The 22,509-nt window shown below is 70.6% G+C and carries 20 protein-coding genes and 1 pseudogene; 10 read left to right on the top strand and 11 right to left on the bottom strand.

The window, feature by feature from the left end; translation table 11 throughout:
• Positions 1-92 precede the first annotated feature (92 nt).
• From ACQEXA_RS47265 to ACQEXA_RS47255, 3 genes are all read right to left on the bottom strand, one after another.
• A complete protein-coding gene (locus ACQEXA_RS47265; RefSeq protein WP_432924488.1) occupies positions 93-1,976 on the bottom strand; it encodes a hypothetical protein in 1,884 nt (627 codons plus the stop codon).
• 80 nt (positions 1,977-2,056) lie between these two features.
• Positions 2,057-2,275, bottom strand: coding sequence for a hypothetical protein (locus ACQEXA_RS47260; protein ID WP_432924490.1), 219 nt, complete (start codon positions 2,273-2,275; stop codon positions 2,057-2,059).
• Positions 2,276-2,482: 207 nt separating this feature from the next.
• A complete protein-coding gene (locus tag ACQEXA_RS47255) occupies positions 2,483-2,701 on the bottom strand; it encodes a hypothetical protein (RefSeq protein ID WP_432938929.1) in 219 nt (72 codons plus the stop codon).
• Between the two features lie 227 nt (positions 2,702-2,928).
• On the opposite strand from ACQEXA_RS47255, the gene ACQEXA_RS47250 reads away from it, so the two are divergent.
• Positions 2,929-3,321 carry a helix-turn-helix domain-containing protein gene (locus ACQEXA_RS47250; RefSeq protein WP_359399728.1) on the top strand — a complete coding sequence of 131 codons (393 nt, stop codon included), beginning with the start codon at positions 2,929-2,931 and terminating at the stop codon, positions 3,319-3,321.
• Positions 3,322-3,472: 151 nt separating this feature from the next.
• A complete protein-coding gene (locus ACQEXA_RS47245; RefSeq protein ID WP_359399725.1) occupies positions 3,473-3,733 on the top strand; it encodes a hypothetical protein in 261 nt (86 codons plus the stop codon).
• A gap of 60 nt (positions 3,734-3,793) precedes the next feature.
• Here ACQEXA_RS47245 and ACQEXA_RS47240 read toward each other — a convergent pair whose 3' ends face one another.
• Complete coding sequence (locus tag ACQEXA_RS47240) at positions 3,794-4,324, bottom strand: hypothetical protein (RefSeq protein ID WP_359399722.1); 531 nt, start codon at positions 4,322-4,324, stop codon at positions 3,794-3,796.
• Positions 4,325-4,565: 241 nt separating this feature from the next.
• Between ACQEXA_RS47240 and ACQEXA_RS47235 the strand changes: the two genes are divergently transcribed.
• Positions 4,566-5,066: a hypothetical protein gene (locus tag ACQEXA_RS47235; RefSeq protein ID WP_432924493.1), complete on the top strand. Its 501-nt coding sequence runs from the start codon at positions 4,566-4,568 to the stop codon at positions 5,064-5,066.
• A 281-nt stretch (positions 5,067-5,347) separates the two neighbouring features.
• On the opposite strand, the gene ACQEXA_RS47230 is transcribed toward ACQEXA_RS47235, so the two are convergent.
• A complete protein-coding gene (locus tag ACQEXA_RS47230) occupies positions 5,348-6,283 on the bottom strand; it encodes a LysR family transcriptional regulator (RefSeq protein WP_432924495.1) in 936 nt (311 codons plus the stop codon).
• Positions 6,284-6,419: 136 nt separating this feature from the next.
• Between ACQEXA_RS47230 and ACQEXA_RS47225 the strand changes: the two genes are divergently transcribed.
• Together ACQEXA_RS47225 and ACQEXA_RS47220 are read left to right on the top strand one after the other, a co-directional pair.
• On the top strand, positions 6,420-6,635 hold the full coding sequence (locus ACQEXA_RS47225; RefSeq protein ID WP_359399713.1) for a hypothetical protein: 216 nt from the start codon (positions 6,420-6,422) through the stop codon (positions 6,633-6,635).
• A 136-nt stretch (positions 6,636-6,771) separates the two neighbouring features.
• On the top strand, positions 6,772-8,505 hold the full coding sequence (locus ACQEXA_RS47220) for a phospholipid carrier-dependent glycosyltransferase (RefSeq protein ID WP_433132957.1): 1,734 nt from the start codon (positions 6,772-6,774) through the stop codon (positions 8,503-8,505).
• A gap of 1 nt (position 8,506) precedes the next feature.
• Here the strand turns inward: ACQEXA_RS47220 and ACQEXA_RS47215 are convergent, their stop codons facing one another.
• On the bottom strand, positions 8,507-9,931 hold the full coding sequence (locus ACQEXA_RS47215; protein ID WP_433132955.1) for a M1 family metallopeptidase: 1,425 nt from the start codon (positions 9,929-9,931) through the stop codon (positions 8,507-8,509).
• Between the two features lie 162 nt (positions 9,932-10,093).
• Between ACQEXA_RS47215 and ACQEXA_RS47210 the strand changes: the two genes are divergently transcribed.
• On the top strand, positions 10,094-10,990 hold the full coding sequence (locus ACQEXA_RS47210; RefSeq protein ID WP_432924501.1) for a Gfo/Idh/MocA family protein: 897 nt from the start codon (positions 10,094-10,096) through the stop codon (positions 10,988-10,990).
• Positions 10,991-11,138: 148 nt separating this feature from the next.
• A pseudogene (locus ACQEXA_RS47205) lies at positions 11,139-12,105 on the top strand (ATP-dependent DNA ligase).
• A 48-nt stretch (positions 12,106-12,153) separates the two neighbouring features.
• Here ACQEXA_RS47205 and ACQEXA_RS47200 read toward each other — a convergent pair.
• From ACQEXA_RS47200 to ACQEXA_RS47190, 3 genes are all read right to left on the bottom strand, one after another.
• Entirely contained in the window at positions 12,154-12,525 is a 372-nt protein-coding gene (locus tag ACQEXA_RS47200; RefSeq protein ID WP_433132953.1) for a DUF6479 family protein, read from the bottom strand.
• A 127-nt stretch (positions 12,526-12,652) separates the two neighbouring features.
• Complete coding sequence (locus tag ACQEXA_RS47195) at positions 12,653-13,960, bottom strand: MFS transporter (RefSeq protein ID WP_433132951.1); 1,308 nt, start codon at positions 13,958-13,960, stop codon at positions 12,653-12,655.
• A 328-nt stretch (positions 13,961-14,288) separates the two neighbouring features.
• The gene (locus ACQEXA_RS47190; protein ID WP_432938931.1) at positions 14,289-15,032 is read right to left on the bottom strand and encodes a cache domain-containing protein; all 744 of its coding nucleotides are present in this window, start codon (positions 15,030-15,032) and stop codon (positions 14,289-14,291) included.
• Between the two features lie 506 nt (positions 15,033-15,538).
• On the opposite strand from ACQEXA_RS47190, the gene ACQEXA_RS47185 reads away from it, so the two are divergent.
• Positions 15,539-16,738: an ABC transporter substrate-binding protein gene (locus ACQEXA_RS47185; RefSeq protein ID WP_432924506.1), complete on the top strand. Its 1,200-nt coding sequence runs from the start codon at positions 15,539-15,541 to the stop codon at positions 16,736-16,738.
• An 18-nt stretch (positions 16,739-16,756) separates the two neighbouring features.
• Here ACQEXA_RS47185 and ACQEXA_RS47180 read toward each other — a convergent pair whose 3' ends face one another.
• Positions 16,757-18,244: an FGGY-family carbohydrate kinase gene (locus ACQEXA_RS47180; protein WP_432924508.1), complete on the bottom strand. Its 1,488-nt coding sequence runs from the start codon at positions 18,242-18,244 to the stop codon at positions 16,757-16,759.
• A gap of 268 nt (positions 18,245-18,512) precedes the next feature.
• Here ACQEXA_RS47180 and ACQEXA_RS47175 point away from each other — a divergent pair, with 268 nt between their 5' ends.
• Positions 18,513-19,184, top strand: coding sequence for an AIM24 family protein (locus tag ACQEXA_RS47175; RefSeq protein WP_432924512.1), 672 nt, complete (start codon positions 18,513-18,515; stop codon positions 19,182-19,184).
• Between the two features lie 48 nt (positions 19,185-19,232).
• Here the strand turns inward: ACQEXA_RS47175 and ACQEXA_RS47170 are convergent, their stop codons facing one another.
• Positions 19,233-21,008 (bottom strand): M4 family metallopeptidase, encoded by a 1,776-nt coding sequence (locus ACQEXA_RS47170; RefSeq protein ID WP_433132949.1) that lies wholly within the window; start codon positions 21,006-21,008, stop codon positions 19,233-19,235.
• Positions 21,009-21,797: 789 nt separating this feature from the next.
• Between ACQEXA_RS47170 and ACQEXA_RS47165 the strand changes: the two genes are divergently transcribed.
• Positions 21,798-22,508, top strand: a complete 711-nt coding sequence (locus ACQEXA_RS47165; RefSeq protein ID WP_432924516.1) for a VanZ family protein — start codon at positions 21,798-21,800, stop codon at positions 22,506-22,508.
• Position 22,509 lies beyond the last annotated feature (1 nt).

Raw genomic sequence — 22,509 nt, 5'->3', positions numbered from 1 at the left:
GCACCCCCGGCGGGCGGAGCGGCGGAGGGACCGGCCCCGGGCCCAGTTACCGGGGCCGGTCCGCTCACCCCCCGGGCCGTCGCCCGGGGTGATCAGGAAGCGCTGGACGGGGGTGGGCTCTCCGGCGGCTGGGTCGTACTCATCGATGGGGACGGACTGCCCGAAGGCGGCGTACCGGAGGGCGAGGCGGACCCGGAGCCCGCGGATTCGGAGGCCGGCGGCTGCCCGCTGTTACCGGGGCTGCCGGTCGGCTGGCCGACCGGGCCCGTTGAGGTGGCCGACGCGCTGGACTTGGGGCTCGCGGAGCCCGAGGGGCTCGCCGAGGCGCTCGGGGTCGCCGAGGCGCTCGGGGTCGCGGAGGCGGACGGCGTGGTCGAGACGCCGGCCGACGGCGAAGCGTCGCCGGGATCCGGTGTGCTGGCGCGGCGGGCCGGCGGAGCCGAAGTCGACACTCCGGGCTGCAGTATGGGAGCGATCGGCGGCTTCTTGGGCAGCGGCTCCGGGGTCATCCCCGACACCCATGCGTAGCTGAGGCCGCCGAGTCCGGTCAGGAGCACCGCGCACAGCGCCAGACGCAGGTACGGCCGTCCCGCCGTCGACCTCACGGCACCCCGCCACAGACGTCCGCCGACCTTCACCGACAGATAGACCACGCCCGCCATCGGGCACAGCAGCATGATGCAGCCGACCACGCCCATGAGGCCCGCCGCGATCTCTCCCTCCGCGAACGCGCCACCGGTGCCGGTGATCTGCTCGGTCAGCGAGCGGATCATCGTGGCGGCGATGCGCGGCAGGTTCCACAGCGCGTAGCCCAGCTCGCCGATGAGCAGCGGCACCATCGTCAGGACCCAGGTGGCGACGATGACCCGCGAGGACTTCTTGAGTTCGGCGACCTCGGCGCGGGCCTTGAGTCCCTTCGGGCCCGGGACCAGGCTGATCAGGATCGGCTTGATCTTGCCGTACAGGTCGGGGACCCCGGCGAGGTCGCCGAGGATGTAGTAGCCGTCCAGGCGCACGGCGGGCATCAGCTGTTCGAGGATCTCGAAATGGCCGAGATAGACGGCGGCGAGGAAGAACGGCTGACCGCTGACGGCGTAGGCGCCGGCCATGGCCAGCATGAAGACGACGTTGAAGTAGATGCCGCCCAGGTCGGTGCGGAGCCTGCCCCCCTTGCCGATGCGGTAGACGTCGGTGACGTCCGTGTACATCGAGGGCCAGATGAGAAAGAGTCCGCAACCGATACAGCCGGGCCGGGCGCCTCCGTAGCGGCATGCCGAGGCGTGGCCGAACTCGTGGAACACCAGGGATGCCACGGTCAGCACGAACACGACCAGCAGCAGGACCGGCTGGTCGAGCACCTCGAGCACGGGTGTGATCGCGCCGAAGAAGGCGAACAGCCAGACGTCCAGGACGGCGACGCCGGCGAGGACGACCATCACGACCAGGGGGTTGTGCAGCCAGGCCAGCGCCTTGGCGATCTTCGCCACCCGGCGTTCGTTGAAGATGACCCGATGGCCCTTGAGTACGAGGAGCAGGTCCGACCGGGGTGCGGAGACCTGGTCGTCCTCCTGGCCCTCGGGGACCGTCACACCGAGCGGTTCGAGCTTGTTCTCGACCAGATAGCGGATGTTCTCCGCGCTGACCTCGCGCCCGAACCGCGCGCTGACCCGGTGGGCGATCGTCTCGATGTCGCGGCTGCCGTCGATCGACGACGCGACCAGGTACAGCAGTCGCGACAACTGAACGACCTGCCCGTCCCCCCGACGGGCGATGTACTTGGGCTCGGTGAACCCCGACCCCTGGTATTCGCCGTGCAGTTGAAGCCCAGCGCTCAGCCGGGGTACGACCGGCTGGTACAGGTCGACGACCGTCAGTTCGCCCGTGGCGAACTGGCCGTAAGTCATCGGCAATCCTCCGGGACCCGGCACCGGGCCGGTGTCGTGGAGTGCCGCGGCGTTCTCGCCCAGCAGCGTCATGTGCGCCCTTCCTCCCCCCGGGGTGCGGACCGCGCCTGCCCCTGGCGCGGTCCGCGGAACGTACGGTCGACGTACGAGGGTTACTGGTTGATCGTGATGGACTGCACGGCCTGGGACTCCGCGCTCGACCACGCGGAGTGGTCGTTGATCGCCTGGGACTGGTTCTGGGCCCACACGTTGGCGATGTGCTTCTTCACGTTCACGGTCTTGTGGAAGCTGAACTTCATGCGCCCCAGGGCCTCACGGCCCGGCAGCAGCTCCGCGGACTCGGCGTCCAGCTCATGGGCGCTCATGCTCATGGCGTGTCCTTTCCAGAAGGCATTCGTTGACATGCTGGATGAGCCGGGCGGGCATGGATCGCCGCCCGACAGACGGCTGGTGATATTCCGTCGGATATCGGTGCCCCAGTGGTGGTACCGCCGCGGCGGGCGGAGGTGTGGTGATGCGTCGCCGCGGCGGTACCGGGTGCCGCACGGTGCCGGGGCGTCGGTCCGTACGGCACCGGCTCACTGGTGGATGTTGATGGACTGGCAGGCAGCCGACTCCGCCTCCGACCACGCGGAGTGGTCGTTGATCGCCTGGGACTGGTTCTGGGCCCACACGTTGGCGATGTTCTTTTCCACGTTCACGGTCTTGTGGAAGCTGAACTTCAGGCGCCCCAGGGCCTCACGGCCCGGCAGCAGCTCCGCGGACTCGGCGTCGAGCTCACGAGGATCCATCATGATCGATTCCCCCTTGGGGTTCGAGAGGTGTATCCGCTGGACGCGGTCAGGTCCCCCCGGTAGCGTCCAACTTTGTCGGACGTACTGTCCAACGAGATTGGACACTAGGGGCCGCGGCTTGAGTTACGCAAGCGGTTCAAGGGAACACCTTCCGTAACTCACTCAAGTGGCCCCTAGAATGATCCGACCCGGAAGAGTTCCGCCTGGCGGCGAGCAGGAAGTGACCATCGGTGGCCAACGCACTGCAGCAGATCATCCGCGACCGGCTGGACAGCGAGCGCTGGTCGTACGGCGACGTCGCCCGCCGCGGAGGCATCCCCCGCTCGACGGTCCACCATCTGGCCACGACCGATCACATGGCCCGTATGCCCCAGCCGGCCACCCTCGAAGGGCTCGCCCAGGGCCTGGGGCTCCCGCTGGACACCATCCGCCATGCCGCCGCGGAGGCCTGCGGCATCCACCTCTACGCCCCCGTGGCCGAGTCCGTACCCGTGTTCGACGCCTCGGGTGACCCGGAAGTAGACGTGCTCATCGCGAGTGTGCAACGGCTGTCCGCGGAGGACCGCAAACACGTTGCGGCGCTGGTGGAGTCGCTGCTCCACCGCGGTTCGGACACTCCCTGACGGCCGGCACCACTACGGAGAGCGCACAACGCACCACAGGCCGCTTGCGCTAAAAGAAGCCACTTCGGCCCAAACACGCATGATCCGCCGCTAGTCTCTCCTCCAGCCTGGGCCCCATTGAGCCGCACTCCCAGGCCCTATGGGGGAAACCTTGCTCTTCGTACACGGCGGGCCCACTACCGCCATCGTCAAGGGACCGACGGGAGAATCCGTGGTCCTGCTCTCCGGCGAGCTGCCCGCCGACCTGACGGACGCCTCCATCGGCGAGCTGCTGGACCTCGCAGCGGCGGTACTCAGCGAGGAAGAACTCGCTCTCTTCGAGCAGTGCCTCGCCATGCTGCGCCGGGGCGAGGGCCCCACTCCGCAGCGCATCGAGATCAACGGCGCCGTACTGACCGTCTACCGTGAGTGACACCTGTCCACGCCGCGCGCCGCCTGGACCCCGCGGCGGCTGCCCTCTGAGCCCGACGGCTCAGTTCTGCCCTCGCTCCGCCTGCTCGTGCAGGTAGGTGGCGATCTGGCCGGCCAGGCCCTCGGACGCGCCGTCCGTCCGGGTACCCGAGCCGGGCAGGCCGTCCGGCGCCGTCATATCACCGGACCACAGATACCGGTCGGCCCAGTCGTCGTCGGACTTCAACTGCACCTGGATGTCGACAAGATTCAGGGAGCATTCGGGAGCGGCGGCGTACAGGACGGCCGTCGCACGGCGCAGTGGATACAGGTCGAACCCCTCGATGAATTGCGAGTTGCGCCAGTCGATGAATGCGCTCTCCCCATCGGGGCCCGTACGAATGTCCAGTTGACCGTCTTCGAGATGCAGTGCGACGGGTTCCGCCGTGCGGTTTTCGACGGTCACCCGGAAGCGGAAATAGATCAGTCCTTCGGCGGCATCGTCGCGTCCACGCGGCGGCTCGGCCTTTTCCAGGGAGTGGACGCGGACATACAGGCCGGCATGCTCGTCTTCGCATTCCTGCCAGTCGCCGATCACATTGGGCTCGCGCACGCTCCACCTCTCCACTTCCGCGCATGATTCCTATCTGCGCGCGCAACAAAGTGTCAAATGCGGGGAAGGCTCTCTGGCCAGCGGATTTCCCGGACTTGATCACCGATCAAGCCCTGCGCAGCAACGATCCGCCGACGGCCGCCAGGCGCGACACGACACACGTGTCACACATCACGTCCGCGTGCCCGCCGAACGGGGGTCCGGACACTTGTTCACGGCGACGGCTGGCACACTGCACGCCATGGCCCAGATCACGCCCGCTCGTGCTCTCCTGCTGCTCGTCGGCGGGCTTGTCTGTCTGATCGCCGCGAGCGGGGCGCTGATCGGCGCGCTCTTCGGCGGCGCCCGGATCGCCCTGGTCACCGCGGTGGGCGCGGGCGCGGCAGGCGCACTCGTCTCGCTCGCCTTGCGCCGGCGCGCACTGGCGCAGTTCGCGGCGGCGCGGCGTGAGGCCGGATCGCGCGGCTACGCCGAGGGGATCGCCCACGGAGTGCTCCTCCATGTCGCCGCGTACGAGGCGGCGGTCTTCCCCCGCACCGGCCCGACGGGGGTGACCCATGAGGAGCGGGCCGCCCGGCGCACCGTCGCCTACCGGATGGCCGCACTCGACGAGGTGCCCCGGCTCGTCCGGGAGGCGGCCGCGGACGCACTGGCCGTGCTCGACGCGTCCGACCGCACCGGCGCCGAAGAGGCTCTCGCCCAACTCGCCGTGGTGGTGCGGCAGGAGTACGCGCGTCCCTGAAAGGCCGCGGAACACATCTGGCTCGTCATGCGCATTTCCCGAGCGGATGGCATGTCCCCGCGTGCGGCGGGTCGAGAAATCCGACACGCCGGACCTGAAACCAAAGCGGACGACCACCCAAATGGCCGACTGGAGGACGCACGTCGCATTCCGCGGCTGAAGCAGCAACTGCCCATTGGGTCACCGGAATCGGGTTCTTCAGACCTGCGTTCGACAACACCCCGACGGGTTCGGGCGGTGCAGCGCATGGCTCCGTCTGCCATTGCAGAGCCGTACCCCGGTCACCGCCCGTCGCCGAGCGCGACCGCCGGTACGCCGACCGTCGTCGACGCGAGTTCCCGCAACTGCGCGAGGGCCGCAGCGACGGCCGGGCGAGAGCTGCCTCCTGCGCGCACGCAGGTCAGGAGCTTGCGGTGCGGGTCACCTGTGCAGCGGACACGGGTGACGGGCAGGTGTGAGGGCAGCCCGGCCAGGCGCGGGATCAGGGCGACGCCGAGTCCATAGGCGACGAGGTGGGCCGTCACGTCCCAGTCGAGCGCGTGGTGGGCGATGTCGGGCGTGAAACCGGCCGCGCCGCACGCGGACAGCACATGCGGCCGGCAGGGGCTGTCCGGTACCGGCGCTATCCAGGGTTCGAGTGCGGCCTCCGCAAGGTCGACGCACGCGCGGCCCGCCAGTTCGTGGCCTTCCGGTACGACCAGGTCGAACGGGTCGTCCATGAGCGGCCGCTGGTCGAACCTGGCGTCGCCGTGCGGCGGGTTGCGCGGCGTCACCTCCACGACGGCGAGGTCGGTCTCGCCCTCGAAGAGGAGATCGAAGCTCTCCGGCACGCCCGCCTCCCGGATGTACACGGACAGCCGCGGATGACATGCCCTCAGGTGCGCCGCCATGGGCGCGAGGAGCACCGAGACGGCCACGGGAAAGCCGCTCACCCGCAGTGGACCGGCCACATCGCCCTCCTCCGCGCGCAGGTCGTGTTCGGCCTGCTGCCAGCGGGTCTCGATGGCGTCGGCGTGCTCCAGCAGACCACGGGCTGCGGGTGTCAGCCGTACGCCGCGGCCGTGCGGCTCCAGCAGATCGACGCCGAGCTCACGGGACAGCTGGCGGATCTGCTGGGAGGCGGCGGACGTCGTGAAGTGCAGGGCGCGCGCGGCGGCGGTCACGGTGCCGTAGTGTGCGACGGCCCGAAGGACATGCAGTCGGCGCAGATCAATCATGAAGTCCACGCTTCACGGTTCGGTCGAGCAAGTCAACGTGGACATGAACGGCGGTGTGCGCACACGCTGGTGGCATCGGCACGGTTCCGCGCCGACAGCAGCACAGTTCCGCCCAGACAGCAGAAGGGAGACTGCGATGACTTGTGCGCCCGCACCGGCCTGCCCGTACTGCGGATGGCCCGACCTCGCCGAACCGTTCCAGGTGGTGTCCCGGCACACCACGGCCGCGGGGAGCACGATCTGGACCCGCTGCGGATGCGGCTCGCTCCAGGTACGCCTCGTCGACGCCTGCGGAACGCGCGTCGTCTCCCGCAGCCGGCCCGCACTGTCCGTTCCGGTCGAACCCGCGTGACGGCCCCGAGGACGCCGCGGGAATTCCGGCACGCCCGCCGTTGAGCAAGTTCCCGCCGCGCCGACGTAGCACATGACATGGCAGCATTCGTGGGCGCCGGGGGCACGGGCGGGACGTACATCGGGGAGCGCGGACGATGAGAGACGATCAGCAGTCGCTCCTCACCGCCGGCGACGACGGACGTCCGGCATCCGCCGGCATCCGGGCACCCGGTCGGCCCTCGCCGGAACGGAACGGCGCCCGCCGCTGGGCACGGCTGCGCCGGCACCGGCGGCCGCTGCTCGTGGCGGCGGTCGTCGCCCTGCTGGCACAGATGGCGTTCGCCATGGTCACCACCGCCGTACAGCAGACCCCCACCATCGACGAACCCGTGTACGTGGGCACGTCGGTCGTCTACGTCCGCGAGCACAGCCTGCGGTTCAACCCCGAGCATCCGCCGCTCGGCAAGCTGATCATCGCGACCGGCACGGTGCTCGCGCACCCGCGTCTCGAACCCGGTTTCCGGGGTGACCAGGGCCGGTTGGGGCGGCGACTGCTGTACGAGTCGGGCAACGACCCATGGCGGGTGATGTTCTGGGCGCGGCTGCCGGTGATGATCACGACGCTGCTGTTCGGACTGGTCGTCTTCGCGTTCGCGCGGGACCTGATCGGCGCCGTAGGCGGGCTCGCGGCGCTCGCCCTGTACACGTTCTCGCCCGACCTGATCACGAACGGGTCCTTGGCCACCCTTGACGTCCCGGCGGCAGGGTTCACGGTGACGGCGGCCTGGCTGATGTGGCGGGCCCGACGGCGGCCCCTGCCGTACCTGCCGCTCGCCGGGCTGGCCTCGGGTGCGGCCGTGGCCACGAAGATGAGCACGCTGCCCGCGGTGCCCGTCCTGCTGGCGCTGGCCGCGTGGTCCTCCTGGCATGCGAAGGGAAGCGCAGCACCTCGCTCGCGTCGCGTGGCGCACGCCCTGTTGGCGTCTGCCGGGGTCGCGGTCGTCCTGGTCGGCGTCGTATGGGCGGCCTATCTCGCGGTCGATCCCCGGCTGCGGTGGAGCGCACCGGCGAACGTGCCCGCCGTGCACGGACTGCGTGCCCTGCTGATCGACTGGCTGCCCTTCCCCGACGCGTACCGCGACGGGATGCGCATCCAGTTCGGCTTCGAGAGTGCGACCTGGCACGGCTATCTCTTCGGCCGGCTCTACACCGGCTCCCTGTGGTACTACCTTCCGGCCGCGCTGCTGGTGAAGACGCCGCTCGGGATGTCGGCGCTGTGGCTCTGCGGCGCCCTGACACTGATGGCGGTGCCGCGACTGCGCGCCGCCGTCCCCTATGTGCTGCTGCCCCCGGCGGTGCTGCTGGCCGCGGCCATGCAGGGGTCACGCGATCTCGGCGTGCGCTACGCCATCTTCGTACCGGTGTTCCTCGCCATCGCCGCCGCCTGTGTGCTCGCCCTGCGGCGGCGATGGTCGTACGCCGTGACCGCGGCGCTGATCCTGTTCGTCGCGGTCAGTTCGCTGCGGACGTATCCGTACTATCTGCCGTACTCCAACGAGGCGTTCGGCGGTCCCGCGAAGACGCACCTGCGGCTGCACGATTCCAACGTCGACTGGGGACAGGACCTGGGCCGGCTGGCCGACCGGCTGCACGAGCGCTATCCGGACGACAGGGACGTCTGGCTCGTCTACAAGGGCAGCGGTGTGCCGTCCTGGTACGGCATCCACGGGCGCAACCCGCTCAAGGTGCCCCCGAGCCGGGTGCACGGGCTGCTGGCCGTGTCCGACACGTCGATCGCCAAGGCCGAGGGCAGGCTCGCAGAGCTGATCCGCACGAGCAGGGCGATCGACGACGTCGGTCATTCCGTCACGATCTTCCGGCGGCCGTAGCTCACGGCGCGGACGGCTTGCCCGTCGTGCCGATCCAGGTGTGGAACAGCGCGTCCAGGTCCTGACCGGACAGCCGCTCGGACAGCCGGACGAACTGGGCCGTCGTCCCGTGCCCGCCCCGGTGGTCGGCCGCCCAGGTACGCAGGATGCGGAAGAAGGTGGCATCGCCGACGGCCGTGCGGAGCTTGTGCAGGGCCATGGCGCCGCGGGCGTAGACGGGCGTGTCGAAGATGTGGGCCCCGCTGCCCGGGTTCGCGGGCGGGAAGGCCCACAGGCCGTCGCTCGCCGGACGGGCGTACAGGGCGTCGAAGGTCTGCTGGGCGCTCTTGCCGCCGTGCTGCTCGCTGTAGAGCCACTCGGCGTAGGTCGCGAAGCCCTCGTTGAGCCAGATGTCCTGCCAGCGGGTCAGGGAGACGGAGTCCCCGAACCACTGGTGGGCGTTCTCGTGGACGAGGGTGCTCAGATCGGGTGCCCTGTCGTAGACAGGGCGGGTCTGGGTCTCCAGCGCGTAACCGACCTTCGGGGCCCTGTCGACGATGGCTCCGGCCGCACGGAAGGGGTACGGGCCGAAGACCTTGCTCTCCCAGGCGAGGACGGACGGCAGCTTCTTGAGGACCGGGGCCGCGGCGGATGCCTCGCGCGGGTCCACGGCGTTGTACACCTTGATGCCGTCGCGGGTGGTGTACTGCTGGACGTCGAACTTCCCGACCGTCGCCGTGGCCAGGTACGCGGCCATCGGTTCGGCCTGGCGCCAGTGGAAGGTGGTGTGGCCGCCGACGGTCCGCCGGCTGAGGAGGACACCGTTGGAGACGGCGGTGCGGCCCTTGGGCACCGTGACGGTGATGTCGTACGACGCCTTGTCCACGGGGTGGCTGTTGGCGGGGAACCAGGTCATGGCGCCCTGCGGCTCGTTCGCCACGAACGCGCCGTCGTCGGTGGGGATCCAGCCGTCCAGCGAACCGTCGGGGTCGGTGACCGGCTTGGGCTTGCCCTGGTAGTCGACCGCGACACGGAAGTCCTGGCCGGCGCGGAGCGCGTGCCGGGGGGTGATGACGAGTTCCTGCCCGTTCCGGCGGAACGACGCCTTGACGTGGTCGACGCTCACGCCGGTGACCTTGAGTCCCATGAGGTCGAGGTCGAAGCGGGTGAGGCGCTGGGTGGCGCGGGCCCGCAGCACCGCCTTGCCGTCGAGGTGGCCGGTACCGGTGTCGTAGCCGAGGGTCAGGTCGTAGTGGCGTACGTCGTAGCCGCCGTTGCCCTCGAACGGGAAGTACGGGTCGCCCGCCCCGGACGCGCCCGCGGTGCCGGCGACCGCCGGGCCTCCGGCCGCGATCAGCGCGGCGAGGGCGACGGGGACCGCTGTGGCGACGGCCTGCCGGGGAAGAACGGTGGTGCGTCTGACGGTCTTGCGTCGGGGTGGCGTCACGGTGACTCCTGTGGCCGGGGATGATCAACAGCGGCCAGCCTAGGCCGCCGCCCCGTCGCACAGGCACCTTTGTTCGGTCAAGTTCCTTGATGGCGTGGGACGTTGTTCCGGGCGGGAATGCGCATATGTTCAAGGCCTTGCAGTCGTGATGGAATTCCCTCCATGACGGACATCTCGCTGCATGCGTGGACCGGTGAGCCGGTGCGGGTCGGACTGGTGGGGGCGGGACCCTGGGCGCGTGCCGTGCACGCACGCGTGCTCGCGGCAGGGCCGGAGACCCGGCTCACCGCCGTGTGGGCGCGCCGCGAGGAGGCGGCCCGCGAGACCGCGGCCCCCTACGGCGCGGCCGTCGCCACCCGGTTCGAGGAACTCCTCGACGCATGCGAGGCGGTGGCCTTCTCGGTTCCGCCCGCCGTGCAGGCGGAACTGGCGGGCCGAGCCGCCAAGGCGGGCAAGGCACTGCTGCTCGAGAAGCCACTCGGGGAGGATCTGCGGTCGGCGCGACAACTGGCCGACGCGATCGAGGAAGCGGGCGTCGTCTCGCAGCTCGTCCTGTCCAATCGCTACCACCCGTCCGCCCGGGAGTTCCTCGCCGCGGCGCGGGGCCTGCAGGTCGCCGGTGCGCGTTCCAGCGGGCTGAGCGGCGCCTTTCTGGGCGGGGACTTCGCGACCCCGTGGCGCCTGGAGCACGGGGCTCTGCTCGACGTGGGTCCGCATCTGCTCGACCTGCTGGACGCCGCGATCGGTCCCATCGCACACATTCGGGGCGTGGGCGATCCCCGCCGCTGGATCGAGCTGACCTGCGAGCACGAGGGCGGCGCGGTCAGCCAGTGCTCGCTGTCCGGCTCGGTGGACGTCCCGCACGGCGGGACCCGCATCGAGCTGTTCGGGCCGCAGCCCCCTCTGGTGTACGACACGGCCGGACTCGACTACGAGGACGCCTGGCCGGTGCTGCGCCGTGAGTTCGCCACCGCCGTGCGCACCGGGGTGCCCGGCGAGCTGGACGCCCGGCGCGGACTGCGGCTGCAGGAGCTGATCGCGCTGGCCGCATCGGTGTGACGGGCCGCGCGGCACCGATCACGCGGGAGGCGTACGGGCGTCGGGGCCCCTGACGGGCACCGGCCGCTGGTGGGAGCACGGGCGCCGTTCAGGGGAAATCGCCCGGCCGGGACGCGTGAGGACGTGCGGCTCCGTCCACAACTGACCCGTGAGACTGCCGCTGATCGCCCCGATGCCCGCCACCCCCGGCACCCTGCCGCCCGCCCGGCAGGACGCGGAGTGGGCGTACGAGACCAAACAGGACGGCCAGCGGGCGGTGGTCTATCTCCCCGGCGACGGCAGCGTGGAACTGCGCGCGGTCGGGCGAGATCATCACCGGCGCCTACCCGGAACTGCGTCCGCTGGGCGGGGCTCTCGGGACCACACCCGCCGTACTGGACGGGGAGGTGGTGGCACCGGACGAGCAGGGGCGCGGCGACTTCCAGCGGCTGCAGTCCCGGATGGGGCTCGCCCACTCCCCCGCGCTCGCGGCGCGCCGTGCCGCTCGGACGCCCGTGCACCTCGTGCTGTTCGACGTGGTGTTCTTGCGGCACGACCTCACCACGCTGCCGTACGCCCGCCGGCGTTCCGAATTGGAGGCCCTCGCCCTGACCGGGCCGCACTGGTCGACGCCGGGCGCCCTCGTCGGACACGGCGCGCAGGCCATGGCGGCGATCCGGGACAACGGCCTGGAGGGGCTGGTGTGCAAGAGACTCGACTCGGTCTATGAGCCGGGGGTGCGTTCCCGCTCCTGGATCAAGATCCGGAATGTCGAGGCCGTGGATGTGATCGTGGGCGGCTGGCTGCCCGGGCAGGGGAGACTGTCGGGGCTGCCCGCGGCGCTCCTGGTGGGTCAGCGGGACGCGACGGGCCTGCTGCGCTATGTGGGCCGGGTGGGCACGGGGTGGACGGAGGCCGAGCGGGCCGAACTCGCCCGGCTGCTGAGGATCGTGGAAGCGCGTGTGTGCCCTTTCGACCGCGACCCCCGGTTGCCGGGGGCCCACTGGGTCCTGCCGAGGCTGGTCGGCGAAGTGCGCTACAGGACGCGCACGCGGGCGGGTCTGCTCAGACAGCCGTCATGGCTGCGTCTGCGCCCGGACCTCGCCCCTGAGGACTCGGCAGCGGATCTGCCGTGAGGGGCTCGGGCCCGGACGCAGACGTCCGTTCACTCGGCGGCCGGCGGTTCACACGTGGCCGGGGCCGCCGCTGCCGAAGGCACCGCTGGAGCCGGGGAGCCAGCGCTTGCGATGCTGGTCGTCGCAGCGTTTGGACGCCGCGTGGTGGAGCTGGTACGGCATGAGCCGTTCGCTCTCCTGAGTGGCGTGCGGCACCTCTTCGGGCTCCCGCACTTCCCTTTCCTCGTGAACCGCTCCGCCGTCGGGCAGATGGGGCTGCTCCTCCGGCTTCGGCGGTGCCGGTTCCCGGTCTCGTACCCGCATACCCAGCTGTACGGCCCAGATCAGCGCCCCCGCGACCACCATGCCACCGATAAAGGCGTAGAACACGTTGAGTTGTTCCTGCGATACAGCCAGTATCATATAGCTCGCCGTATTCATGCCATGACCATACCCCGGTTGAATTCGAATGGCTCCCCGGAGAATTCCACAAAGAATCGGGATTGCCCCGGGACCGGTAATCGGGCGCAGGTGGGCGCATGTTCCGGGGAGCCGTGGGGTGCGGTGGTCAGATCCGGTACTCGCGCAGGGCCGGGGTGACCATGGCCAGGACCAGGGTGGCCGCGATGACCAGGAGTCCGCCGCCCGCGATCGCCGTACGTGTGCCGAGGGCCGAGCCGGCCGTGCCGTGCAGGACGTCCGCGAGGCGCGGACCGCCCGCGACGACCACCGTGAAGACGCCCTGCATCCGGCCGCGCATCTCGTCGGTCGCGGCGGACAGCAGGATCGCGCCGCGGAAGACCATGGACACCATGTCGGCGACGCCCGCGGCCGCCAGGAAGGCCACCGCCACCCACAGGCTGCTGGTCAGTCCGAGACCGGTGATGGCCGCGCCCCAGGCGATGACCGCCGCGATCACCATCAGGCCGTGACGCCGGGCGCGCGAGAACGTGCCGGACAGCAGCCCGCCGAGCACCGCGCCGATCGGGATCGCCGCGAAGAGAAGCCCGAGCGCGAGCCCTTCCCCGTAGGACGCGTAGGTCTGGGCGGCGAGTTGCGGGAAGAGCGCGCGGGGCATGCCGAACACCATGGCGATGATGTCGGCGACGAAGGACAGCAGCAGGACCTTGTGCAGCGCGATGTAGCGGAAGCCCTCGGCGATCGCCTGCCAGCCCGCCCGGCCCACTGCCGCCGCCGTCGGCGGCAGGGCGGGAAGCCGGAAGACCGCCCATACCGTCACGCACAGGGCCAGGGCGTCGATCAGATAGAGCGCGGACAGGCCGATGACGGGGATGAGGGTGCCGGCGAGGAGGGGGCCCGCCACCAGGCCGGTCTGCATGACGGTGGAGCCGAGCGCGTTCGCCGCGGGAAGTTCCTCCGGCGGTACCAGGCGGGCGATGGAGGCGCTGCGGGCCGGGGAGTTCAGGCCGAAGAAGGCCTGCTGGAGGGCGAGCAGCACGATCAGGACGAGGACCGAGTCGAGGCCGACGAGGGCCTGGACCCAGAAGAGCACGGACGTCACGGCCAGGCCTGCGTTGGTGAGCAGCAGAAGCTTGCGGCGGTCCATCCGGTCGGCGATCGCACCGCCCCACAGGGCGAAGACGGCGAGCGGGAGGAGGCCGGCGAGGCTCGCGTAGCCGACCCAGGCGGAGGAGTCCGTGATGTCGTAGATCTGCTTGGGTACGGCGACCGCGGTGAGCTGGCTGCCTACCGGGGTGACGATCGTCGAGGACCATAGGCGGCGGAAGGCGGGGCGGCGCAGCGGCCGGGTGTCCATCGCCCAGCGGCGCCAGCCCGCTCTGACGGATCGGTCTCCGTCCGGAGCCTCGCTCTCCGATGCCGTTCCGCTGCCGGTCGTACTCTCACTCGTGTCCACGGACTTCCTGACTGTCTCGTAGCTGCCTGGTACACCTTTCGATTCAGGGTTCACTATCACCGATCAGCCCGGGGTCCTGGTAGCCGGGCTGCCCCGCCGTCCCGGGCGCCGATGATCGATGTGCCGCGGGGTCGGTGCCGCCCTCGGCCGGTCGGCGTGCGGTTCTTCTTCTGCCGCGACTGCTCGAGCCGGCGGAATTCCGGCAGGCGGTGTGAGTATGTCGACAACGCGGGCAGCGGCGCGCCGGCTCATTCACCCGGGGAAATTCCGTGACCGACTCACAACACCCGTGGACGCGGTGCGGCGCGATGCGCGGGGAACGCCCCGGTCACTCCTCCGCCACGACGAGGACCAGCGGGAGGTCGTCGCAGGGGACCAGCCGCAGCCCGGCGTGGCGGCCCGGCCGCGCCCCTGCGAGCAGCGCGCCGAAGTCCGGGCCCTTGGTGAGTGAACCCGCCAGATGGGCGGGGTCGGCCGAGGCGGCCACCCGGCCGCGGGCGTTGACCAGGTGGGCCGGTCCGGGCAGCCCCTGGAGCAGCGGCATGACGGCCGCCTCGAAGTGGCGCAGATACACGTCCGCCGCGGCGACCCCGGCGAACCGGCCCTCGACGTGCACCGGCGCCGACAAGGTGAGGCTGTACTCGTCGGAGCAGAGGTAGTCCACGTAGGGTCCGGCGACCGCGCGACGGCCCGTGTCGCGGGGCAGTGCGAACCAGTCCCAGTGCGTGTAGTCGGAGTACGCGGACTGCCGGGGATCGAGGTCGAGCAGCAGCGGCCGTACGGCGCCGTCGGAACCGGTCTGCCACCACTCCAGCCAGGCCGGTACATCGGTGAGCAGCCCCGGAGCCACGACGAACCCGACACCGGAGACCAGCTCCTGCCGGGCCAGGTGCAGATGGAGTCCGGGGCGCAGCGCCGCGAGGTCGGCGCTCACCGGGCGGCGGCCCTGGGCGGAGACCCGGGTCAGCAGCGCCGTGGTGGCCTCCCGGGTGTCGGCGACGGTGTCGAAGACGGCCTCCAGGGTCCGGCGCACCCGGGCCGCTACACCCGCCTCCGTGGCGGGGTCGAACATCGCCGTCGCCGCCGCGGCAAGGCGGCCGCCGTCTCCCACGGCTGCGCCCGCGGCAGCCGGCAGGGGGTACGGGAGGAGACAGGGCGACGATCCGGGCTGCTGCGGGGAGTGGGACATGGCGGCGACGCTATACGTCCGGTTCACTTCACCGCATCTTGACTCTCCGTCAACTGTCCTTCCACAGAACGAAGTTGATCCTTCCATCGACTGTTCGTAGGGTGATGGCCACATCGTCCGCCCGAAGTCCCCACCCTGTCCCCCGGGCGGACCCCCGGGTCAGCCGTGGCCCACCCGCCGACCTGGAGCGTTGCCCGAGCGCGCCACCGAGATCCAAGGCGTCCGGAGGGCTCCGGTCACCACGCCGTCCCGACGCCGGGTGCCGTTCGCGGCCGTACGCCGCGCCCTGCACCCGCGCCGCATCCTGCACGTCCCGCACAACCGCCGTCACCCGCCGTCACAACTTCACCCCCTTTTCCTCCCACTTCCCCACACCGTGGAGCTTCCCTATGCGCCCGAACAGATCCCTCAAAGCGGCGGCCGTCGGCTGTGCTCTGCTGCTCGTCAACGCCTGCGGGATGTTCGCCGACTCGAGCGCGCCCTCCTCGTCGGGCATCAATCCGCCGGACCTGAAGGCCCAGTCGAAGCTCGGCCGTACCGAGGGGTTGCTGAACCTGATCTCCTGGGCGGGATACGTGGAGGCCGGATCCTCGGACCCGAAGGCCGACTGGGTCACCCCCTTCGAGAAGCAGACGGGGTGCCAGGTCCACAACAAGGTGGCCGCCAGCTCGGACGAGATGGTCAAACTGATGAAGACCGGCGCCTACGACTCGGTCTCGGCCTCGGGTGACGCCTCCCTCAGGCTGATCGCGTCCGGCCAGGCGGCGCCGGTGAACACGGATCTGGTGCCCAACTACAAGGACGTCTTCTTCGGGCTGAAGAACCAGAGCTGGAACTCCGTCGACGGCACCGCCTACGGCATTCCGCACGGCCGTGGCGCGAACCTGCTGATGTACAACACGAAGGAGGTCTCGCCCGCGCCCATCTCGTGGTCCGCTGTCTTCGACAACGCCTCCCGGTACAAGGGCCATGTCACGGCCTACGACTCCCCCATCTACATCGCCGACGCGGCGCTGTATCTGCGGGAGACCAAGCCGGGGCTGGACATCGAGAATCCCTATGCGCTCGACCAGGACCAGTTCGACGCGGCCGTCGCCGTGCTGAAGAAGCAGCGGGCCGATGTCGGCGAGTACTGGAGCGACTACCTCAAGGAGATCTCCTCCTTCAAGAGCGGCGACTCGGTGATCGGCACCACCTGGCAGGTCATCGCTAACCTCGCCCAGAGCGAGGGCGTCAAGGTGCAGGCGGTCCTGCCGCAGGAGGGCGCCACCGGCTGGTCCGACACCTGGATGCTCTCGGCCAAGGCCAAGCATCCCAACTGCGCCTACAAATGGATGAACTGGATCATCTCGCCGAAGGTCAACGCCGAAGTCGCCGAGTACTACGGCGAGGCGCCCGCCAACATCAAGTCCTGCGACGTGACCAGCGACCCCGCGTTCTGCGACACCTTCCACGCCACCGACGAGAACTACTGGAAGGACATCGCGTTCTGGACGACGCCCATCGAGCAGTGCCTCGACGGCCGTAAGGACGTCAAGTGCGTGCCCTATGCCAAGTGGGTGCAGGCCTGGACCGAGATCAAGGGCTGACCGCGGCGTCCCGCGCCCTCACCCGGTCGGGGCGTCCGCGGTGGCGCGCTGATGGCGGGCGAGGGCGTGGGCGATGTCGCGGGTCGCCGGGTACAGCCTCAGATACAGGTCGTACAGGTCGTCGTAGCGGGGCTGCCTGCCGGTGTCGGGCGTGACGCGCTCGCGCACCGGGTTCCAGCTGTCGATGTCCGTGTCGCCGAGGGCGCTCGCGGCCAGGAACGCGGCGCCGTAGCTCGCGCCGAGGGTCACGGTTCTGATCTCCTGTTCCAGCCCGCTGACATCGGAGACGATACGAATCCACAGCCCGCCCCGTGTGCCTCCGCCGACGGCGACGACCCGGCGGATGTCGGCGCCGGCCGCGCGCATCGCGTCGACGTTGTGTCGTACGCCGTAGGCGGTGGTCTCCAGGGCCGCGCGGTAGAGGTCGCCGCGGGTGTGCTCCACGGTCAGTCCGGCGATCACTCCGCGGGCGTCGGGGTCCGCCACCGGAGTCCGCTCTCCCGCGAAGTAGGGCAGCATCAGCAGACCCTTCGCACCGGGGCCGGACGCCTCGGCCTCCGCGAGGAGCGCGTCGTGGCCGGGGGCACCGAGCAGGTCCCGCAGCCAGTCGGTGATCACCCCGGAGGTCGCCATGCCGCCCGCGAGACTGCGCGTCCCCGGCAACGCGCCGACCGTGCTCCACAGTTGGGGCACCAGAAGGCGTTCCGCCACCGTATTGATCAGGAACATGGTGCTGCCGTACATGAGCATCAGGTCGCCGGTGCGCTGGGCGCCCACGCTGAGTGCCTCCGCCCAGGCGTCGATGGTGCCCGTGACGACCGGGACGCCGGCGGGCAGCCCGGTGCGGGCGGCCGCCTCGGCGGTGACGTGGCCGGCGACCTCCCCGGGCCAGCGCAGCGGCGGCAGTTCGATGTCCGGTGCGATCCGCCGGGCCCAGGGGCGGTACCACTCCAGGGCGAGGGAGTCGTACAGCGGCACGGACTGGCTGGCCGAGTGGTGGTCGAGCACGTACACGCCGGTGAGCCGCCGCACCAGATAGGAGCTCGGCATATAGAGCCGCCGGGCGCGGGCGACGACGTCGGGGCGGTGCTCGGCCAGCCAGAGGATCTTGGGTCCGACCGCCTGGGTGGACAGGAGTGAGCCGCACCGCCCGAGGACGGCGTCGCGGCCCAGCTCCGCGTCGAGCCGGGCGATCTGGGCGGTGGCACGGGTGTCCACGCCGTAGAGGACGGCCGGATGCAGCGGTGTGTCGGCCTCGTCGGCCAGGGCGACGCACGGGCCCATACCGCTGACGCCGACCGCGTCGACGGTGGTGCCGGGGGTGATCAGCTCTCGGGCCAGCGAGACGAATTCGTCCCACCAGACCCGCGCGTCCATCTCGACATGGCCGGGCCTCGGGCGGCCGACCGCGTGCGGGCGCACCGCGGTGCCGAGCACCGCCCCGTCCGCATCGACCAGCACTCCCTTGCTGCTGGAGGTACCGATGTCGACACCGAGCACCGTCATGCGTTCCCGTCCTCCGCCTAGAGACTCCCGGGACATCGTTCCCCTCTTCGGGGTGGAACACCGGTCCGGACACCACCCGGAGTCCCAGAGCCTCCTCCGGCGCCGCCGTGGCGGCCGGCCGCCGGGTGAGGAAGGGCCGGCATCGGGCGCGGAGGTCGCCGTGGGCGGCGGCGAGGTGTCGGACGGCGCCCGGGCCGGGTCGAGTTGTTGCTGTACCGGGACATCGGTGATCTTGGCGGAGGGAGATCCTCCGGGCCAGGATGCGCCCATGAAGGGTGATCTCTTTTCCAGTGACCACATGGTGCAGCCGGCCGTCACGCCCGGCATGTCCGTGCAGAACGCCAAGGCCATCCGGTACGTCGTGAGCGGCGAGATGCTCGCCCGGCAGGGGGCGATGGTCGCCTACCGCGGGAGCCTGCAGTTCGAACGCAAGGGCCAGGGCGTGGGCGGCATGCTGAAGCGGGCGGTCACCGGCGAGGGACTGCCGCTGATGTCGGTGCGCGGCGAGGGCGAGGCATGGTTCGCGCACGAGGCGCAGAACTGCTTCATCGTGGACATCGAGGCGGGCGACGAGTTCACCGTCAACGGACGCAATGTGCTGTGCTTCGACGCGACCCTGTCGTACCGCATCCAGACGGTGAAGGGCGCGGGCATCACCGGCGGCGGTCTGTTCAACAGTGTGTTCACCGGACACGGCAGGCTGGGACTGATCTGCGACGGCAATCCGCTCGTCATACCCGTCACGCCGCAGCAGCCGGTGTACGTCGACACCGACGCGGTCGTGGGCTGGACGGCGCGGCTGCACACGTCGCTGCACCGGTCGCAGTCCATCGGGTCGATGCTGCGCGGCGGTTCGGGCGAGGCGGTCCAGCTGAAGCTGGAGGGCGAGGGTTTCGTGGTCGTCCGGCCCAGCGAGGTGACCCCGCAGAAGGACCACTGACGGCCGGGGCCCCGCCGGGTTCGACGGGGCCCCTGCGCCGGCGGGCCGTCAGCGGCCGGAGGCCGGGGTGTCGGCGGGCGTCACATTGACGGCCGCCCACGCCTTGTCGACCGTCCGGTACTCGACGCTGCCCGTGCCGTACATGTCGGCGGCGGCCTTCAGCGTCGCGTCCCGCGCGTCGTGGAAGTCCGTCGTGGACACCATGTACCGGGTGAGCGCCCGGTAGAAGACGGCCAGGGCCTTGGCCCGTCCGATACCGGTCACCTGTGAGCCGTCGTAGGTAGGCGAGTCGTATGTGACGCCGCCGATCGTCTTCCTGCCGCTGCCCTCGGCCAGCAGGTAGAAGGCGTGCGAGGAGACACCGGAGCCGGCGTGCACCTCGGTGTCGTACGCCTCGGACGACCAGTAGTCGATCGTGCCCTCGAGCTTGTCCAGGGACGGGTGGTCGAGGCGGCGCAGGAACTTCTGGCGCAGTCCGAGCTTCTCGCCCATCAGGTAGTTCGGCGGGTTCTTCGGGTTGGCGGCGGCGAACTCCACGCCCGATCCGAAGATGTCCGCGAGCGACTCGTTGAGGGCGCCCGGTTCGCCGTACTGGTAGCCGTGGTCGTCCACTCGGGTGGGTTCGAGGTCGGCGGTGGCGTCCACGACGCCGTGGGTCAGTTCATGGCCGGTGACGTCCAGGACGACGAGGGGCTTCTTGAACAGCTTGCCGTCACCGTCGCCGTACAGCATGCAGCCGCAGACCGAGTCCCAGAAGGCGTTGCCGACCTTCTTGCCGAAGTGGACCATCGCGCGGGCGCCCGTGCTGTTGTTCTTGATCCCCTTGCGGCCGAACGCCTTCTTGTAGAAGTCCAGCGTCTTGGTGATGCTGTACTGGGCGTCGGCCGCGACGGTGGCCCGGTTCGCGACGGCGCCGTTGCCCCATGTGTCGTTGGTGCTGGTGAACTTCGTTCCGTGCCCGAACGATTCCAGCTCCCGGCCCTTGGCGTCACGGGTCTCGGTGTCCCAGCGGGTGGGGTCCCTGAGGAGATAACTCGTGCGCGCGGTCCGGGTGGTGGTCAGCGCCACCTTGCCCACGTAGAGGGACACGCCCGTGCCGTGCGCGGTCGACGGGTAGCGGGCGGCCGCGGAACCCGCCGCGGCCGTGAGGCCGGAGAAGTCCGCCGCACCGTCCGCCCGCGGATCGGCTGACTCGCCCCGCCTGCGCAGGGCCTCCTTGAGTGCGGGCGAGACGAACTCGTCGCTGTCGGGCGTGTTGCTGCGGATCCGGCCGGTCAGGGCGTCGACGACGACCGTGCGGGAGCCACCGGCCTCGGTGGTGCGGCTGTCGGTGACGCGTACCTGATACGCCAGTGCGGCGCGGCCGTCGCGGGCGTCCACGACGAGTTCGGCGGTACCCGCGTCTCCCTGCGCTGCGACGGCCGCCTTCTGCTCGGCCTGGCCAGCCGTCAGCTCGGCCTCGGTCGTGGCCGGCTGGACGGCGTGGTCCGCTGCGCGGGTCACGCCCAGGTAGCCGCCCCGCTTGTCCAGGTGGACGACCAGATCGCCGCCGAGGACGGGCAGGCCCTGGTGGCTGCGGACGAAGCGGACGTGCTGCTTGCCGTCCGGGTCGGTCAGCACGTCCTTCGTCGTCAGGGTGTCCCCCCGCGTGACACCGGTGGCGGAGGAGTGGGCGAAGGCGGCGGCCCTGGCCGCGGCGGCCGGAGAGAAGCCGGCTGCCGCCGTGCCGGCGGGTGTGCCGGCGAGCGCCGGCACGGCCGGCAGTGTGGCCGCCGTCGTCACGGTGACGGCGACGGCCAGGCTGCGTATGTGGGGTCTACGCACGGATTTCCTTCGAACAGGGCCGGCCGGTGGTCCAACCGCCCGCAGGGGCGGCGCCGTTGGGCGCCGCGGGGCTGGTCGGGCCCCGGTCCGCAACCTTTACCTATCTGTTATGCTCATGTAAAGCGAAATGATCCGTTTCACGGCTTTTCAGGTGATCTCTTTACGCGCGTTCCCGTCCGGGTGACGACGCGGTGCCCCACCGCCCGTCGGCTGAAGAGATGGGCGGGGCGAGGGGGCGGTTGCTCACGCCTCCGCCCCGGGCCCGGATGTGACCGAACTCGCAGCCCTTCCGGCGAGTGTGCCTGCCAGCCGGAGGTGAGAGAGCATCAGAGAGTGCGCCCGGTCAGGGCCGAGAGCAGGGCCGGCAGCTCGGCCCTGGGCCGCGTGGGGCGACGGGACGGACTGCAGGAGGGCGTCGGCGGCGGGATGGCGGCGGGCCTCGCGCAGGGTTGCTTCGCAGCAAAGCCACCGAGCCGAGGGCGGTACCCGGCGCCGCCTCTCGATGACCGTGCCCATGGCCCTGGCATGTGCAGCTTCTCCGGGCACGTCCGTAACGGTCTCATCCTCAAACTGCTCGACCAGGTCGCTTTCACCTGTGCCGGCCGCTGTGCCCAAGCCTACGTCGTCACCGTGTCCGCACCTGCAGTAGCCGGGTCGGCGCGATCACCCGCGGCGGGACCATCTCACCGCCGGCTTGCGCCAGTTCTTTGAAGCCGGGGATTGCGTGTATCGCGGGCGTATCGAAAATCGCATACGCCACCGCAACGGCGCTTCGCCTGCGATGGGGGCATGAACCACAACGCATCCCTGTCAGCGCCGCCCCGCCGCTCGCGCAGGATCGTGCTCCTCAGCCTGGCGATCCTCGCTATGGCGGGCGCCGTGTTTGTCGTGCGGCGGCCGCTCATGATGTCCGCTCCGAGGTGCATGGCCGGGCGGTGGCACGGCTGCTTCGACACGTTCAACGGTGTGGTGCTCATGACGTTGGTCGCGCTGCCGTTGGCCGCGCTGGTGGTGTGGGCTCTGGCGCGCGTTCGACGTGCCGCCGGCGTCACATCGGTGTGGGCGTGGCGCAAGTCGCTGGCCGAGGTCGGCATGGTCCACGGGACGGTGCCGTTCGTGTGGTTGACCATGATGCCGGGCGGCGGGGCCGGCGTCGTCCCCGAGCGGGTGAGCCTGGTACCGCTGAGGGACCTGGTCACGATGGGGCCGCTCGGGATCGTCGGCAACCTGCTGGTCTTCGCGTCGCTCGGGTTCTTCGCCCCGATGCGGTTCGCGGCGGTGGCGTCCCTGCCGCGGATCCTGGCGCTCGGAGCGGGCTGCTCGGTCCTGGTCGAAACCGCACAGTACGTCCTGCGGCTGGACCGGGTGTCCTCCGTGGACGATGTACTGGTGAACGCCACCGGCGCCGTGCTGGCCGCGCTGGCGGCGCGCCGCTGGTGGCGCACTGCGGCGGAAGCGCCGTCGGACCAGCCTCGGCCCGCGCCCGCACCGGCAGGCTGAG

Source organism: Streptomyces sp. CA-106110 (assembly GCF_050936285.1).
In the GTDB taxonomy this organism is placed as follows: Bacteria; Actinomycetota; Actinomycetes; order Streptomycetales; family Streptomycetaceae; genus Streptomyces.
This window is presented reverse-complemented; position numbering and strand designations above follow the sequence as displayed.